This window comes from Amycolatopsis halotolerans (assembly GCF_042647905.1).
Lineage (GTDB): Bacteria > Actinomycetota > Actinomycetes > Mycobacteriales > Pseudonocardiaceae > Amycolatopsis > Amycolatopsis halotolerans.
The window spans coordinates 1-17,416 of record NZ_JBHRWI010000011.1; the positions used below are offsets into that span (position 1 = coordinate 1).

Genomic DNA, 17,416 nt, shown 5'->3' on the forward strand with positions numbered 1-17,416 from the left:
ACGTGTACACGCACAAGGACCGGATGCCGGTCTTCGACGTCCCCGAAGGCCACACCGAAGCCACCTGGCTGCATCACGAGGTGATGGGCGGTCTGTCGGAAAGACTGCCGGACGGAGTGCCCGAAGAATACCGGGAGCGCGCCGAGTACGAACTCAAGGTCATTGTGGACAAAGGGTTTCCCGGATACTTCCTGATCACGGCTGACCTGATGACGCATGCCCGCGAGGCGGGAATCCGAGTAGGCCCGGGACGCGGGTCGGCGGCGGGATCGCTGGTCGCCTACGCGCTCCGCATCACCAACCTCGACCCGATCCGCCACGGTCTGCTCTTCGAACGCTTCCTGAACCCGGAACGGGTGTCCATGCCGGACATCGACATGGACTTCGACGACCGCCGTCGCGGCGAGATGATCCGGTACGCCACCGAGAAATACGGTTCCGACCGGATCGCGCAGGTCATCACTTTCGGCACCATCAAAACGAAAGCGGCGATCAAGGATTCCGCAAGAGTCCACTTCGGACAACCGGGGTATTCGATCGCGGACCGGATCTCCAAAGCCTTGCCGCCGCCGGTGGCCGCCAAAGACATTCCGCTGGCGGGGATCGTGGACGCCAAGCACGAGCGTTACGCGGAGGCGGCCGAGGTCCGCACGCTCGTCGAGACCGACGAAGAGTGCAAGACGATCTTCGACACCGCCCGCGGCCTCGAAGGCCTGATCCGCAACGCGGGTGTCCATGCCTGCGCGGTGATCATGTCGAGCGAGCCGTTGATGGACGCGATTCCGTTGTGGCGCAGGGACGACGGGTCGATCATCACCGGCTGGGACTATCCGTCGTGCGAGGCCATCGGCCTGCTGAAGATGGACTTCCTCGGCCTGCGCAACCTCACCGTCATCGGCGACGCGATCGACAACATCAAGGCCAACCGCGGCGAGGACATCGACCTCGACCGACTGGCCATCGACGACCCCGAGACCTTCGCCCTGCTGGTCCGCGGCGACAGTCTCGGAGTGTTCCAATTGGACGGTGGTGCGATGCGGGACCTGTTGCGCCGCATGCGTCCCACCGGGTTCGAGGACATCGTGGCCGTCAACGCGCTCTATCGGCCGGGTCCGATGGCGATGAACACGCACAACAACTACGCCGACCGCAAGAACAAGCGCCAAGCCATCGAACCGATCCATCCGGAACTGGCGGAACCGCTGCGCGAGATCCTCGCCGAAACGCACGGCCTGGTGGTGTATCAGGAGCAGATCATGCAGATCGCGCGGAAGGTCGCCGGATACTCGATGGGCCGCGCGGACGTGCTGCGGCGCGCGATGGGCAAGAAGAAAAAGGAAGTCCTGGAAAAGGAATTCGAGGGCTTCCGTGCCGGGATGATCGACAACGGCTTCTCCGGCGAGGCCGTGCAAGCGTTGTGGGACACGATCCTGCCGTTCGCGGGCTATGCCTTCAACAAGTCGCACGCCGCCGGATACGCGCTAGTCGGATATTGGACGGCGTATCTCAAGTCGAATTACACCGCGGAGTACATGGCGGCGTTGCTGACGTCGGTCGGTGACAACAAGGACAAGTCGGCGATCTATCTGTCGGAGTGCCGTCGGCTGGGGATCAAGGTGCTGCCGCCGGACGTGAACGAGTCGGCTTTGCGGTTCGCGGCCGTCGGGGGCGACATCCGCTTCGGTTTGGGCGCGGTGCGCAACGTGGGCGCGAACGTGGTGGAGTCGATCATCAAGACGCGCGAGGAGAAGGGCAAGTACTCCTCGTTCACCGAGTTCCTGGACAAGTCGGAGCTGGTGGCCTGCAACAAGCGGGTGATCGAGTCGCTGATCAAGGCGGGCGCGTTCGATTCGATGGGCCACACGCGGCTGTCGATGATCCAGGTGCACGAGGACGCGGTGGAAGCCGTCGTCCCGCTCAAGCGCCAGGAAGCGATGGGCCAATTCGACCTCTTCGGCGGAGAAAACAAAGAACCGGCTTCGTCGCCCTTGGCGCATGTGAAATTCACCGCTGAGGAGTGGCCGCGCAAGCAATTGCTGGCGCACGAACGGGACATGCTCGGCCTCTATGTTTCAGCTCATCCGCTGGACGGCGCCGAGGGCGTCCTCCGCAAACACGCGCCCCGCACGATCGCGGCGATCATCGACAACCCGCCGCGAGAAGGCGAACTCGTCGTCGCCGGATTGATCACGTCGCTGGAGCGACGGGTGAACAAAAAGGGCGAACCGTGGGCGATCTGCATGGTCGAGGATTTGGACGCGTCGCTGGAGGTGTTGTTCTTCGCCAAGTCGTACGCGTTGTGCGCGACGGATCTGGTGGAGGACAACGCGGTGCTGGTGAAGGGCCGGGTGAACTGGCGGGAGGACAAAATGTCGGTCTTCGGGGCGGATCTGGCGCCCCTCGACCTGACGGAACTCGGGGAAACGCCGCTGGTGCTGCACACGCGGGCGGAGAAGGTGACGCTGCCGGTGGTGCTGGAACTCAAGCAGACTTTGCTGGCGCACCAGGGAAACACGCCGGTGCACCTGCACGTGGGGGAGCGGCGTTACGCGCTGGACGGGTACTCGGTCAAGGTGACCTCGGCGCTGCTGGGCGAGGTGAAGACGATCCGGGGAATCACCGTGGCCTCGTAAGTGCTGATCACGGTACGAACCCTCACGACACCCCGCTGCCCGCTCCGCAAAGCGAGCCGCCCGGGTCTTGGCTGGGCTCGTGAGTGCCTATGCCGGTTCTCACCGGCGCCAGCACTCACGAGCCCCTCCTGTCAGCCCTTCAGCCCGTGCTCGATCGCCTCGATGATCCGCGGCCGAAGCTGCGCAGTACTCACGATCGCGTCCACCGACCCGACCTCGACCGCCCGCTGGATGCTGTGCACCCGGTCGAACTCCGAAGCCACCTCGCCCAACTTCTCAGCCCGCACCGAAGACGTAACCTCAGCCAGCTCCGCCGCACAAGCAGCCCGCTCGGCCCCGCTCAGCTCGCCGAGCCGCTTCTGCAGCTCCGCCACCCGCGGATCATTCGCCGTCCGAGTCTTGACCTCACCCGCGAACACCACCGCCGCCGCCGGAGCGCCGCCCAGCACAGAGGCGAACGAGCCCTCCAGCGCCAGCACCGTCATGTTCGGGTTCAGCGCCTTCGAGAACACCACGAACGCCCCGCCGTGGTAGCGCGAGATCACCGTGAACACGATCGGACCCTCGAAGTTCACGATCGCGCGGCCGATCTCGGCCCCGTACTCCAGCTGCAGCTTCTTCATCGACTCCGGCGAGCCGTCGAAGCCGGACAGGTTCGCCAGCACCACCAGCGGACGGTTGCCGCTCGCCGCGTTGATCGCGCGGGCCGCCTTCTTCGACGACTTCGGGAACAGCGTGCCCGCGGTGAACGTGTCCGGGCCGTCGGTGGGAGGGAAGCCGCGGCGCGGCACCGAACGCGACTCGATGCCCAGCAGGCAGACCGGACGGCCGCCGATGTGCACGTCCTGCACCGCGGCGGTGTCCGCGTCCGCCATGCCCGCCCAGCGTTCCAGCACCGGGTGGTCCTGGTCCGACAGCGCGCGCATCACCGTGCGGATGTCGAACGGCTTCTTGCGGTCCGGGTTGTGCTCGGCGGAGAAGATCTGGCCCACCGTGGCGAAATCGCTGCCGACGACGGCGTGCGGGTAGTCCGACACGTCGCGCCCCGCCGGGTCGGTGGTGACCGCCTGGCGCGGGCCCGCTTCGCCCGGCACGACGTAGGTGTGCGAGTAGTGCGCCATCAGCACGTCGCGCGCCCCGGCGAGGTTCGGCGCCCAGTACTGCGCCTGCCCGTTCGGGCCCATCACGCGGTCGTAGCCGCCGATGCCGAAGTTGTCCTCGGCCGACACGCCGCCGGAGAAGTCCAGCGACTGCTTGCCGGTCAGCACCATCGCCGAATCCGGCGTCATCACCAGGATGCCCTTGGTGTGCATGAGCATCGTGGCCTCGGCGTTCCAGTACGGCTGCGCGCCGACGGTGATCCCGGCGACCACGATGTTGATCTCGCCGCCGTCCTGGGTGAACTCCACGATCCGCTTCAGCGCGGCCGCGACCCAGTCCATGTTCTCGGTGCCGGACTCCATCGAGATCCGCGCGCCGGACGACAGCGCGAACCACTCGACCGGAACCCGCAGCTCCTGGGCCAGGTTCAGCGCCGCGATGACCCGCGTGCACTCCGGTTCGGCCAGCGCGCCGAGCGACTTCGTCGGGTCGCCCAGCAGCACCACGCGCTTGACGCCCTCGGGCACGCGGTCGGTCGGCGTGCTGACGACACCGGCCACGAGACCGGCCTTGTTCTGCCCGCGCGGCCGGTCGACCGGGACCAGAACGCCGCGGTCGTCGAGGTCGTGCTCCGCGAAGGTGCCGCCGCCTGCCAGCAGTTCGGTGAGTTCGTACGGGTACACCGTGTCGCGACGCGCCGCGCGCAGCACCTTCTGCCGGTAGTCGTCCAGCGGCTGCACCGGTCCGGTGCTCGGAGCCTCGACCGACAGCCGCACGCCCGCGCCGACCTCGTTGCGGACCGTCACCGCGATGTCGGTCAGCTCGCCGGTTTCGGCGTTCCGCTGCCGCGCCAGGAACTGGATCTCCTCCAGGCCCGCGCCCGCGGTGGTCGGCAGCACGCGGCGGGCGAGCAGGTTCAGCTCGTCCATCGTCAGGTCGCTCGGCGGCCACACGTAGATGACGATCCGGTTGGTGTCGAACCGGTTCTTCGCCGGACGCCGCGCCTGCGCGTTGCGGACCGCGTCGAGGCACGCGGCGAGCGTGTCCTCGGCCGAGGGCAGCGACACGAGCCTGCCGTCCGCCTCGCGCAGCGGGGTGAGGTCGCGGACCTGCGCCATCGCGATCAGCCGCTCGTCGGCCGGGTTCGCCCGCGCGGTGCCGGTGAACAGGTACACCTCTTCGTCCGCCGACGGCAGCCGCGTGAGGTCGAATTCCTGCAGCCGCTCCAGCTGCAGCCGCTCGGCGACGCGCGGGTGCAGCCCGCGGATCACCCGGTCCTCCGCGAACCCGGATTCGGTCCGGCGGAAGGTGAAGTGGTGGTGCATCACCGCGCCGCCGCCCCCGGCGACAGTGGTGACGACCCGGTCGACGTCGGCCGGAAGCGGTTGCGCCGCGACGATCTCGCCCAGCTTCGCGGCCATCGCGTCGCTGTCGGGCTGGTCGGTCCACTTCAGGTACACGTCCGCGGCGACCGGCACGCCGGCGTCCGCGGACAGCTCGGCCACCGCGCGCATCGCGTCCGGCAGCTGCGGGAAGTCGACGGCGGTGGTGACGACGCGCGCCGGTTCGGGGTGCTCCGCGGTGACGAACGGGCAGCCCGCGACCTCGCGCACGCGCACGTCGGTGAGCGCCTTGTTGCCGTAGTAGCGCCGGGTCAGGACCTCGAGCATCGGGGCCGGGTCCGCGCCCGGCCGCCCGATCCGCTGGCCGAGCAGCCGCACCAGCGGCTCGTTGCTCGACACCATGCCGGAGATCCGCTCGGCGCGGTCGGCCGCGTCCGGGTTGCGGTCGAGGTAGCGCAGGTGGCCGCGGATCTCGGCGTACACCTCGGCGCGGGCCCGGCGCAGCAGCGGCTGTGCGAACCAGCGGAACACCACGCCGCGGGCGAGGTCGCTGACCGCCGGGAAACGCAGCTGGGTGGCGGAGACCAGGTGCTCCAGCGCGAGCCCGGCCGCTTCGCGCAGCTCGGCCGAGGGCGGGGCCTCGGCGAGCCACTGCCGCAGCAGCGCGGAAACGATCGCGCTGTCGCTCGAAGACCGTTGCTGGGCAAGGAAAATCCGGAAGACCGCCTCTTCCAGCTCCGGCGTGCGCTCCAGGTCGCCGACGCCGTAGTGGCCGAGCACGCGGCGCAGCCTGCCCTGGAATTTCTCCGGCAGCCCGGCGCGCTCGACGTCGAGGCTCTGCAGGTAGGTGTGGAAGTACTCGCGGGCGCTGTGCACCGGGCTCGACGCGCTGAGGTCGTCCGCGGCCGGCTTGTTCCGGCTCAGCTCGGACAGATCGGCGAAGACGCCCAGCAGCCCGAGCTCGCCCTCCAGCGGACGCGCCGGCAGCTCCGCGCGCGCCGCCAGGTAGCCGCTGAGCACGCGGCCCTGGTCGTGCGGGTCGACGTCGAAGCCGAGCAGCAGGCTGCGCAGGTCCTGGCTGCCGCGCTCGACCAGGTCGGCCGCGCTGGTGCCGTCCTGCTCGGCGGGCAGGTCGATCTCGGCGGTCTCGGCTTCCGCGGCGGCCTCGTCCTCGGCCTCGTCGGCGAGCGGTTCGAGGCGCAGCAGCGGCGCGCCGGTCTCCACCTGGCTGCCGATCGACACCGGGAGTTCCGTGACCCGGGCCCGGAACGGCGCGCGCAGCACCGTCTCCATCTTCATGCTTTCCAGCACGAGCACCGGCGCGCCGGACTCGATCTCGTCGTCCACCGCGACCGGCGTGGCGACCACCAGCGCGGGCGCGGGGGAGCGGACGACGCCGCCCTCGTCGCGGCTGATCCGGTGCGTGACGCCGTCGACCTCGACCAGGTGGATCGGCCCGTGCGTCCCGGTGACGAGCCGGAACCGCGTGCCGTTGACGGTGATCTGCCCGCTGTACTCGTCGAAGCGCTCGATCTCGACGTCGGCCGGGTGCACGTCGCCGCCGCCGCTGACGCCGATCCGGAACCGCTTCGGTCCGGTGCGCGCGACCGTGACCCGGTACGAAGCACCGCGCAGTTTCAGGTCCAGCGGACGGATTTCGTGGCGCACCTGCGGACGGCCGCCGAAAGCGGTGGACAGCAGCCGCTGCCGTCCGACCTCCTCGTCGTCCTCGTAGGCCTCGATCGCCGCGGCGGCGAGCGCGACCGCGGAATGCCGCGTGGTGACGAGACGGCCTTCGGCGCGGACGCGGTCGATCCAGCCGGTGTCCGCGCTGGCGTCGATCACCTCGGGCTGGTCGAGCAGGTCGAGCACGAAGCTCTTGTTGGTGGCGCCGCCCTCGATGAGCACGGACGTCTCGGCCATCGCCCGGCGCAGCCGCGCGAGCGCCTGGTCGCGGTCGCGGCCGTAGGCGATGATCTTGGCGATCATCGAGTCGAAGTCGGCGGGGATCGTGTCGCCCTCGCTGACCCCGGTGTCCACCCGGATGCCCGGACCGGCGGGCAGCAGCAGCCGCGCGATGCGGCCGGGGGACGGCGCGAAGTCGCGGTCCGGGTCCTCGGCGTTGAGCCGCGCCTCGACGGCGTGCCCGGACTCGGCGGGCTGCTCGCCCTCGAGCTTGCCGCCGGACGCGACGTGCAGCTGCAGCCGCACGAGGTCGGTGCCGGTGGTGATCTCGGTGATCGGGTGTTCCACCTGGAGCCGGGTGTTGACCTCGAGGAAGGCGAACATCCGGTCGCCGGGGTGATAGAGGAATTCGACGGTGCACGCGCCGCGGTAGCCGACCGCGACCGCGAGCCGCTCGGCCGACGCCTTCAGCTCGGCTGTCTGGTCCGGCCCGAGCACCGGCGACGCGGACTCCTCGATGATCTTCTGGTTGCGCCGCTGCACCGAGCAGTCGCGGACGCCGAGCGCCCACGCGGTCTCGCCGTCGGAGATCACCTGGACCTCGACGTGCCGCGCGCCGGTGACCAGGCGCTCCAGGAACACGACGCCGCTGCCGAACGCGCGCAGCGCTTCCTGGCTGGTGCGTTCGTACGCGTCGGTGAGGTCGCCCGCCGACTCCACCTTGCGGATGCCGCGCCCGCCGCCGCCCGCGGTGGCCTTGAGCATCAGCGGGTAGCCGATCTTGTCGCCCGCGGCGAGCGCTTCCTCGAGCGTCGCGACCTCGCCGCCGCTCCACGGAGCGACCGGGACGCCGACCTCCTCGGCGATCAGCTTCGCGCCGATCTTGTCGCCGAGCTTGCGCATCGCGTCCGCGCTCGGGCCGACGAAGGCGACCCCGACCTTCTCGCACAGCTCGGCGAACGCCGGGTCCTCGGCGACGAAGCCCCAGCCGACCCACGCGGCGTCGGCCTTGGTCTCGACCAGCGCCTTCTCCAGCTTGGCGAGGTCGAGATACGGCCGCGCGGAGGCGGGGCCGAGCGAATACGCGACGTCGGCTTCGCGGACGAAAGTCGCGGTGGCGTCCGCGTCCGTGTAGAGCGCGACCGTCTCGATCCGTCGCCCGGTCTCGGCGGACAGGTCCCGGACGGCGTGGATCAGCCGCATCGCGGCCTCTCCGCGATTGACGATGGCGACGCGATTGAACACGGACAAAGCCTCCCAGCGAACGCAACCAGACCCACGCACAGCAGGCGACGCCGGACCCGCCGGAACGTCGCCTGTCTTCGTCCTACACATTGCTCCCTTACCGCCGGGTACACCAATGTCGCGGATGACGCATGCCGCGCCTGCCGGTTTGTAGGAACCCGCCAAAAACGGCTCGTGTCACGTCGTCCGGACCTGATTTCTCGCGAGGTATGCCACAAATCACGCCCGGTTGGCCAGGGGCGGCGGCAAGTGGACGGCCAGGCGTTTCCAGGGGGTTGGTCAGGGGTTACCCGTAGTTCAGGCGCGAGACCTGGCAGGCGGCGGCCCTCGTCCCCAACGGTCCGTGAAGGGCTCCTTGAAGGAATCTGATTCCCTCGAGGAGTCCTTCACGGACCTTCGCCGATGCCCCGTGGGCAATGGGAAAATGTGACCCTTGACACTCCTCCGCGGGTGCCCCTACCGTGCGGGTAATCGATTTCTCGACGTGGGGCGGGCCGAGAGGGCGGGGCATGGGCGACGGCGGCGTCGCGCTGGCCGAGCTGGCCGGCGTCAGCAAGACCTACGGCGGGGTGCGTGCCCTGGGCGCGGTGGACTTCACCGCGGCGAAGGGGGAGGTGCACGCGCTGCTCGGCGAGAACGGGGCAGGCAAGTCCACGCTGCTGAAGATCTTGTCCGGGGAGGTCGCCGCCGGGGAGGGGGCGATCCGGATCGCGGGGGAGGCGGTCCGGTTCGCCCGTCCGGCCGACGCGCGCCGCGCCGGGGTCGCGATGATCCACCAGGAACTGGACCTCGTTCCCGCGCTTTCCGTGGCGGAGAACGTCTTTCTCGGCCGTGAACCGCACACCCGCGGCGGCACGATCGACCGGCGGCGGATGGTCGCGGCCACGCGCGAGGTGCTGGAGCGCTCCGGCGTCGACCTCGATCCGCGCACGCCGGTCGAACGGCTGCGCACCGGCGAGCAGCAGCTGGTCACCATCGCGAAAGCGCTGTCGCTGGACGCCCGGATCCTGCTGATGGACGAACCGACGTCGGCGCTGTCGCCGCGCGAGGTGGAGCGGTTGTTCACGGTCATCGACCAACTGCGTGCCGACGGGGCGGCGATCGTCTATGTGTCGCACCGGATGGACGAGATCGGCCGGGTCGCGGACCGTGCGACGGTGCTGCGCAACGGCGAGGTCGTCGCGGAGTTCAGTGCGGCGGAGCTGACTGCCGAGCGGGCCGCGGAGGCGATGGTGGGCCGTCCGGTGCACCTGATGTTCCGCGCGGACAGCGTGTCCTCGCCGGAGCAGGAGGATGTGCTTCGCGTCGAGGATCTCGTGGTGCGGCCGCGTGCCGGGCGGCGGGAGCCGGACGGGATCAGTCTCACCGTGCGGGCCGGGGAGATCGTCGGTGTCGCCGGGTTGCTCGGCGCGGGGCGGACTGAGCTGCTGGAGGCGCTGTACGGGGCTTCCGGGGGTAAGCTGCTGGGCGGGCGAATTTTCTTGCGTGGCAAGGAGTTCCGGCCACGTTCGCCGCGTCGATCGCTGCGGTCCGGGATCGCGTTCGTGCCCGAGGACCGGCGGATCGCGGGGCTGGCGCTGGAGCATTCCGTCGTGGCGAACACCGTGTTGTCCATTGTGGAGCGACTGGCTCGGTTCGGGATCGTGCCCGGTCGGCGCGAGCGTGCGGTGGCGGGGGAGGAAGCGGGGCGGCTCGGGGTGAAACTGGGTTCGCTCGCCGATCCGGTGGGCTCGCTGTCCGGCGGGAATCAGCAGAAAGTGGTGCTGGGCCGGGCTTTGCTCACCGAACCGGTGTTGCTGTTGCTGGACGAACCGACGCGCGGGGTGGACGTGGGGGCGAAAGCGGAGATCTACCGGTTGCTCGGCGAGGCCGCGCGGAGCGGTGTCGGCGTGCTGCTGGCGTCCTCGGAACCGGCTGAGCTGGTCGGGGTGTGCGATCGCGTGGTGGTGCTGCGCGGCGGACGCAGCGTGCACGAACTGGACACGGCCAGCGCCGGCGAGGCGGAACTGCTCGCCGCGTCGATGGGAGACGTCCGGTGAGGGGGCGCGCCGTGCTGGCCGCGGTGTTCCGGTTCCAGAGCGTCTTCGGGCTGGTGCTCGTCTTCGCCGCTGCGATCGTCTTTTCCCCGCATCGCAACGGGGAGCTGGTGTTTCTCGGCAGCGGCAACCTGTTCAACGTCGTCCGCGCGATCTCCGAGATCGGCATCATCGCGGTCGGCATGACGCTGGTGATCCTGGTCGGCGGCATCGACCTGTCGGTGGGCTCGGTGATGGGGCTGGCCAGCGTCGGCGTCGCGCTGCTGCTCACCAGCGGCGGCTGGGGACTCGTGCCGGGCGTGCTGATGATTCTCGCGCTCGGGTTCGGTTTCGGTCTGCTGCAAGGGATCGCGAGCGCGCGGTTCCGGATCCAGTCCTTCATCGTGACGCTCGCCGGGATGCAGATCGCCCGCGGGATCGCCCGGATGTGGTCCGGCGGCGAGGGCGTTTCGATCACCTACGGCGACGGTCCCGGCCAGGCCCCGGTGCCGTTCTCGCTGCTCGGCGAGCGGACGTTCGGCGGCGTGGTCCCGATCCCGGCGCTGTTCTTCGTGGTCGTCGCCGCGCTGGCGGTGCTCGTGCTGCGGGCGAGCGCGTTTTCCCGGCACGTGTACGCGATCGGCGGCAACGAGAAGGCGGCGGTGCTGTCCGGGGTGCCGGTGATCCGGGTGAAAGTGCTGGTCTTCGGCTTGTGCGGGCTGCTCGCCGCGCTGGCCGGGATCGTCCACGCGGGACAGTACAACTTCGGCGGGCCCAACGACGGCACCGGCTACGAGCTGAACGCCATCGCGGCCGTCGTGATCGGCGGGACCAGCCTGTCCGGCGGGCGCGGGTCGGTGTCCGGCACCGTCGCGGGCGCCCTGCTGGTCGGCGTGCTCGACAACATCCTCCAGCTCAACGACATCGATTCGAACGTCCAGCTGATCGTGGTCGGCGTGGTGATCGTGCTCGCCGCGGGCCTGCAGCGGCTGCGCCCGGCCACGGCCTAGGCGTTCGGGGAAAAGAGGAGCAGATGTCCGGCATCATCCGCGGCGGGGCGGTCCTGGCGGGGCTGGCCCTCGTCTCGGCCGTCACCGCCTGCGGTACGACCCACGAGAACGCACCGGGCGCGTCGTCCGGCACCGCGCCGGCCGCGAAACAATGCCATGGCCCGAGCGGGAAATACAAAATCGGGATGAGCCAAGCGAATCTCGCCGAACCGTATCGCGTGCGGATGGACGACGACGTCCGCAAAGCAGCGGCCGGCGTGCCGCAATTCAGCGTCAGTTACGCGGATGCGGCGCAGGACAACGCGAAACAGGTCGAGCAGGTCAACACTTTCCTCACTCAGGGAATCGATCTGCTGATCATCAGCCCGAACGAGGCGACGCCGCTCACCAGCGTCGTGAAGAAGGCCTACGACCAGGGAATTCCAGTGCTGGTGCTGGACCGGAAGGTGGACGGCGACGGATACACGTCCTTCATCGGCGCGGACAATGTGGACATCGGCCGCCAAGCGGGCAAGTTCTTCGCCGAGAAATTGCTGCCGCACGGCGGAAAAGTCGTCGAGGTGAAAGGTCTCGCCGGGTCGACGCCCGCCAAGGAACGCAGCGACGGATTCAACCAGGGCATCACCGACCGCAACATCACCGTCGTGGGCAGCGCGGACGCGGATTGGTTGCGGGACAAGGGGCAACAGCAGGCGGACGCCTTGCTGAAGGCGCACCCGGACGCGCAAGCGATGTTCTCCGAAAACGACCCGATGGCCGAAGGCGCGCGCATCGCCGCGCAGAACGCGGGCCGCGCGGACCTGCCGATCGTCGGCATCGACGGCCTCCCGGTTCCGGAGGGCGGCATCAAAGCGGTAGAAGCCGGGCGTTTGTCCGCGACCTTCATCTACCCGACTGGCGGCAAGGAAGCCGTTGCCGCGGCGAAGAAACTGCTCGTCGACTGCCAGACCGTACCCAAGACGCAGACCCTGCCCACCCGCCTGGTGACGCGCGACAACGCGGCCCAGGTGTACGCCGAGCTGAACCGGAGCTGACATATGGCGCGAATCGGTGTCCTTGCCGTATCCGACGGGCGCGACCACGTGCACCGGCGGAACACCGGCTTCATCCGGTCCAAAGCAGACGACTTCACCGCGGCCCTGACCGCGGCGGGGCACGACGTCGTCACCGGGGGACTGGTCGCCACGAACACCACCGCCACCGCGGCCGCCCGCTCGGTCGCCGCGAGCTCGGTGGACGTGACGGTGCTGTACTACGCCGTGTGGGCGTTCCCGCACTTCACCATGCTGGCCGCGGACGCGACACCGGGCCCGTTGCTGCTGGTCGCGAGCACCGACCCGACCGAGCCGGGTTTGGTCGGAATGCTCGCCGCCGGCGGTGCGCTAGACCAGATCGGCCGCTCGCACACCCGCCTGTGGGGCGCGCCCGCCGACCCCGGGTTGATCGCCGAAGTCAGTGCACACGCGAGCGCCGCCGCTGCCGTCGGTTCGCTGCGCGGCTCGACATTCGGCCGCTTCGGCGGGCGGCCGATGGGGATGAACACGGCGGTGGCCAACACCGATCAATGGATGCGCCAATTCGGTGTGGACGTCGAGGAAATCGACCAATACGAACTGGTCCGCCGTGCGGAATCCGGTTCTTCTTCTGAGGTTGCGGACGGCCGGAAATGGTTGGAGCAACACGCTACCGTCCACTACGATGGAGATCGACTCACTCCGGAACTCTTGGAACGCCAACTCCGCCTGTACCTGGCCGTACGCGATGTCGCGGCGGAACGGCACCTGGATTTCTCTGGCATCAAAGCACAACCGGAGCTGACTGAACACTTCGCGACCGCCGATGTCGCCGAGGCGCTGCTCAACGACCCCTATGACTGGAACGGCCCCAAAGCCGTGCACGTCACTGCGACCGAGTCGGACATGGACGGTGCGCTGACCATGCAGCTGATGCACCGGATCACCGGTACGCCAGTGCTTTTCGCCGACGTCCGGCACTACCACCCGGATCGAGACGTGTGGGATTTGTGCAACTCCGGCCAGCACGCGACCTGGTTTGCCGCGCGGAGCGAGGACCCGGCGGAGAATCTGGCCAAGGTGCACCTCTATCCGGAAGTTTTCTTCTTCCCCGCTGGAGGTGCTTCGGTGCAGCACATCGCCGCCCCCGGCCGAATGACCTTGGCGCGGCTGAGCCGGTTGAACGGGGAGTATCGGATGCAGTTGGTGCTAGGGGAATTCGAGAACTACGACGAGCGGACGACGGAGGAACTGGTCTCGCGATCTACGCGGGAGTGGCCGCATGCGTTCGCGCGTCTGGACGTGGCTGCGGAGACGTTTTTGTCGCGCTTCGGGGCGAATCACGTGCACGCGGTGCCGGGAGACCGGCGGAGGGAGCTACGCGCAGCTGCTGGATTGATGGGGGTCCGGGTGGAGGAGTGGAGCCGCTGACCGGTTGGCTGGCGGGTTCCCGGGTTTCCCGCAGCGCCCCGCGTCGCTGTTTCGGCTCGGCGTCGGGGACCGGTCCCGCGCTGGCTGGCTAGCTTCGCGGCATGAGCGAACAGCCGTCGACCAAGGCGGCCACCGCAGCGCTGGTGCTCGGCATCCTCAGCTGGCTCTTGGTGGTCGGGACCCATCCCAGCCGAAGCCGCGGCTTCGGCGACGCGCTCTATTGGGAGCCGGTCCCGGTTCTGGGACCGGTGGTGCTGCCCCTGCTCGCGATTGTTTTCGGCCATGCCGGGCTGCACCGGACCCGACCCGGCGCCAAGAGCCGCGGCCGCGCGACGACGGCGCTGGTGCTCGGATACCTGGCCCTTGCGTTCGGCGCGGTCCGGTTGGTCGGCATAGCGACGGCACAGTGACCGGCCGCGAGGCAATGCCAGGAACATGAGCCGCGTGACCTCGGGCCGCTGACCGTCCACAAAGGACGCCAATCGCACCGGAATGCCCGATTCGTAACCATGTGGCCGTTTGCTGAAGTCCGTGAGGGGAACCCTGAGGGAATCAGAGTCCCTCAGGGTTCCCCTCACGGACGCCTGGCCCCACCCGGATCCTTCGACCTGGGCAAACTGCACCCGCGGCGCCAAGTCCCTGGCATTGGAATCTGATTCCCTCAAGGAGTCCTTCACGGACCACAACCCGGCTTCCGTTCCTGGGTCCGGGGCCCACAGTGACGTGCGTTCAACCGGATCGAGCCAGCTGATCTGCGGAAACACGCCGGAGACGCGTCCGCATCGCAGCCTTAAGTTCCTGGCAGGGGGCCTCGGGGGCGAAGGTGCCGTCGCTGATTGCGCGGAGGCGGGGATGCCGTTCAGCGCGGGTGTGTGAAGGGTTGTCGCTCACGGGGGTGCGTCGCCTGCTGGGCCGGTTCGCCAAGCGGGCTGCTTCGCGACCGCGCGCTTCGCCAACCGGGCCGGTTCGCCAACCGGGCTGCCTCGCAACCGCGTCGCTTCGCAACCCGCGTCGCTTCGCGGCCGGGTCGTTTCACAACCGGGTCGCTTCGGGCGGTCGGCTGGCGGTGAATGCGGGAATCCGCCGCCAACCGATTCGCCGCTCGGCTGTGAACTGATTCGGCCCGGCAGGTCTTCAAAGCTCGTTTTCTCGGCGAGAACTGTCCGGTTCGCCGCCCCTCGGACCCGAGCCCGTCCGGTTCCACGATCGTGGCGATCCGTTTCCGCAGGTCGAAGGCGTCCGCGCGCTGCTGGGGCACTGCCGTGCGCGCTGCCCGTTCCCGCTGTCAATGCTGCCCTTGCGTAGCCAACTGAGACGTAGATCTCCACCGTTGGGGTGAAATCTGCTCGGTCGGGCAGCTTAGGCTCTTACGGCGCGTTACTTATTGAGAAACATTCACTTCGGTCCGGACAGGTTCGCGACCGGGTAACGAAGGAGGCGCCGTCGTGGAAACCGAACCGCAGGTCGTCCGCGCGACGATCATCTTCGGGCTGCGCACGTTCGGGTCCGTCCCGCTGCCGGTGCGCGCCGATTTGGAATACGACCCGGCGGATCCGTTCGCGGTGTCGGTCGGCTACCACGCCGGCGGCGGCGTCGTGCGCTGGCTGTTCGGGCGCGACCTTCTCGCCGACGGCCTGCTCGCCCCCGCGGGCGACGGGGACGTCCAGGTGCGACCGGCCGCCGACGACAGCCGGGTGCTCGTCGAGCTGAACGCGCCGGACGGCTCCGCGGTGCTGGAGGCGGCGGCGAACGAACTCGCCGACTTCCTCGACCGCACCTACGACGAGGTTCCTGTCGGCTCCGAAGACCGTTGCTTCGACTTCGACGAGGAACTGGCGAAGCTCGCCTTCCGCGACTGACGGTCCACAGTGGACAGAAGTCGCGGACGGACCGGCCGTGGGCAGTTCTGGAGCAAGCGGACTGATCCGCCGCGAGACTGACCGGCCGTTGACGTCCGGGCTCGGCCGCCGCGCGAATCGCGTGGTGCGGCGGCGAGTCCGCGCAGCGACGTCGGGGCGATGCGGCTGCCGCACGAGCGGATGCGAGAAGCCCCTACGCGGAGCCGGTTCGCTTGCTGCGACAGGAAACGGCGACGTGGTTCGGTCACTGTGCGAATTGACAGCCGCAGTGCGAAAGGCGAGATCTCGCGGGGCAAACCCGACCGTCATCGCATCGGCCGACTGCGGGCAGGCGTCCCCCAACCAGGTGCCCCCGAGTGAACGCCCAGTGAACGAACGCCGCCCCCGCACCACAACCTCACAAACCCGCCGACACCCGCCCAGTCCGGCTCAATCCCCGCGCACCCCGTCAACCTAGGCACCCCCGAACAGGCGGACTCCGCCGCCGCGGGAGTGAACCTCCCCGTCACCCGGGTTGACCGCACTCGCAGAGCGCGTACGGTCGCCTGTGTTGGCTGTTGTCCAGAACCATACTGCGGTCAGCGCCCCAAGCAGATCTCTGCGAGAGGAGCGCAAACCCATGACTCCCCACTTTCCCGGCGTCACCGCGCCGGTCGAATTGACTGTTCGCGCGGCCAGGCAGGCGGACGCGATCCACCTCGCCCCGGTCGGCGATCTCGACGCGGCGACAGCGCACGTCTTCGCAGAGGCGGTCGCGCCGTTGACCGGGCCGGTGGTCGTCGACCTGTCCGGCGTCGCGTTCCTGAGCTGCGCCGGGGTCCGCGCCCTGCTCGACGCGCACGAGCGGATCCCCCTGTTCACGGTCGTGCCCGGGTCGGCGCACGCGGTCCGGCGGTGTCTCGCGGTGACCGGCGCGGACGAAATCCTCGGTGTCCGCGAGACTGTCGCCGCCTGATCGAGCGAGTTTCGCCGCCGCCGCGCACGGGTAGGCCGCCGACATGACGATCGAGACGAACCGCGTTCCGCAGCTCGAACTCACCAACGGCGTCCGGATCCCGCAGTTCGGCCTGGGCGTCTTCCAGATCCCGCCGGAGGAAACCGCCGCGAGGGTGCGGGAAGCGCTGGAGGCGGGGTACCGGCACCTCGACACGGCGCAGATGTACCGCAACGAGGAAGGCGTCGGCGCGGGCATCCGCGATTCCGGCGTGCCGCGCGAGGAAATCTTCGTCACCACGAAGCTGGCGAACGACGCGCAGGGCCACGACAACGCGATCAACGCGATGGAGGGCAGCCTGCAGCGGCTCGAACTGGACTACGTCGACCTCTACCTGATCCACTGGCCGCTGCCGAAGCAGGACAAATACGTGGCCACCTGGCACGGTTTCGAGGAACTCCAGCGCGCCGGAAAGGCCCGCGCGATCGGGGTGTCCAACTTCCAGGTCCCGCACCTGGAACGGCTGGCGGCCGAGTCCGCGACGGTGCCCGCGGTGAACCAGATCGAGTTGCATCCCGCGTTGCAGCAACCGGAATTGCGCGCCTACCACGAGGCGCACGGCATCGTGACCGAGGCGTGGAGCCCGCTCGCCCAAGGCGAGGTGCTCGAAGACCCGCTGCTGGCCGAACTGGCCGGGAAACACGGCAAGACGCCCGCGCAGATCGTGCTGCGCTGGCACGTGCAACTCGGCAACGTCGTGTTCCCGAAGTCGTCGTCGCCGAAGCGCATGCGGGAGAACATCGACATCTTCGACTTCTCCCTCAGCGACAGCGACCTCGACGTCCTCAGCGGTCTTGACGAGGGTCGCCGCACGGGCTTCGACCCGGACACCTTCGAAGGCTGAACCAGATCACCCAGTCGCACGTT

Annotated in this window: 10 protein-coding genes; 9 read left to right on the forward strand and 1 reads right to left on the reverse strand. The window is 69.0% G+C overall.

What is annotated here, in order from left to right; all coding sequences use genetic code 11:
* The coding region (gene dnaE, locus ACFORO_RS07555; protein WP_377896506.1) for a DNA polymerase III subunit alpha at nt 1-2,633 on the forward strand (2,633 nt) is incomplete at its 5' end.
* Between the two features lie 131 nt (nt 2,634-2,764).
* Here dnaE and ACFORO_RS07560 read toward each other — a convergent pair.
* Entirely contained in the window at nt 2,765-8,227 is a 5,463-nt protein-coding gene (locus tag ACFORO_RS07560; protein ID WP_377870703.1) for an ATP-binding protein, read from the reverse strand.
* Between the two features lie 509 nt (nt 8,228-8,736).
* On the opposite strand from ACFORO_RS07560, the gene ACFORO_RS07565 reads away from it, so the two are divergent.
* The 8 genes from ACFORO_RS07565 (at nt 8,737) to ACFORO_RS07600 (ending at nt 17,393) form a co-directional block, all read left to right on the forward strand.
* Nucleotides 8,737-10,266: a sugar ABC transporter ATP-binding protein gene (locus tag ACFORO_RS07565; protein ID WP_377870709.1), complete on the forward strand. Its 1,530-nt coding sequence runs from the start codon at nt 8,737-8,739 to the stop codon at nt 10,264-10,266.
* A complete protein-coding gene (locus ACFORO_RS07570; RefSeq protein WP_354751058.1) occupies nt 10,263-11,252 on the forward strand; it encodes an ABC transporter permease in 990 nt (329 codons plus the stop codon). The genes ACFORO_RS07565 and ACFORO_RS07570 overlap by 4 nt, the downstream gene beginning before the upstream one ends.
* Before the next feature lie 23 nt (nt 11,253-11,275).
* Nucleotides 11,276-12,286: a substrate-binding domain-containing protein gene (locus ACFORO_RS07575; RefSeq protein WP_377870702.1), complete on the forward strand. Its 1,011-nt coding sequence runs from the start codon at nt 11,276-11,278 to the stop codon at nt 12,284-12,286.
* Between the two features lie 3 nt (nt 12,287-12,289).
* Complete coding sequence (locus ACFORO_RS07580) at nt 12,290-13,696, forward strand: L-fucose/L-arabinose isomerase family protein (RefSeq protein WP_377870701.1); 1,407 nt, start codon at nt 12,290-12,292, stop codon at nt 13,694-13,696.
* Between the two features lie 101 nt (nt 13,697-13,797).
* Nucleotides 13,798-14,106 carry a DUF4190 domain-containing protein gene (locus ACFORO_RS07585; RefSeq protein WP_377870700.1) on the forward strand — a complete coding sequence of 103 codons (309 nt, stop codon included), beginning with the start codon at nt 13,798-13,800 and terminating at the stop codon, nt 14,104-14,106.
* A gap of 1,035 nt (nt 14,107-15,141) precedes the next feature.
* Entirely contained in the window at nt 15,142-15,555 is a 414-nt protein-coding gene (locus ACFORO_RS07590; protein WP_354751121.1) for an SsgA family sporulation/cell division regulator, read from the forward strand.
* Between the two features lie 619 nt (nt 15,556-16,174).
* A complete protein-coding gene (locus ACFORO_RS07595) occupies nt 16,175-16,510 on the forward strand; it encodes an STAS domain-containing protein (RefSeq protein WP_354751122.1) in 336 nt (111 codons plus the stop codon).
* 43 nt (nt 16,511-16,553) lie between these two features.
* Nucleotides 16,554-17,393 carry an aldo/keto reductase gene (locus ACFORO_RS07600; RefSeq protein WP_377870699.1) on the forward strand — a complete coding sequence of 280 codons (840 nt, stop codon included), beginning with the start codon at nt 16,554-16,556 and terminating at the stop codon, nt 17,391-17,393.
* Nucleotides 17,394-17,416 lie beyond the last annotated feature (23 nt).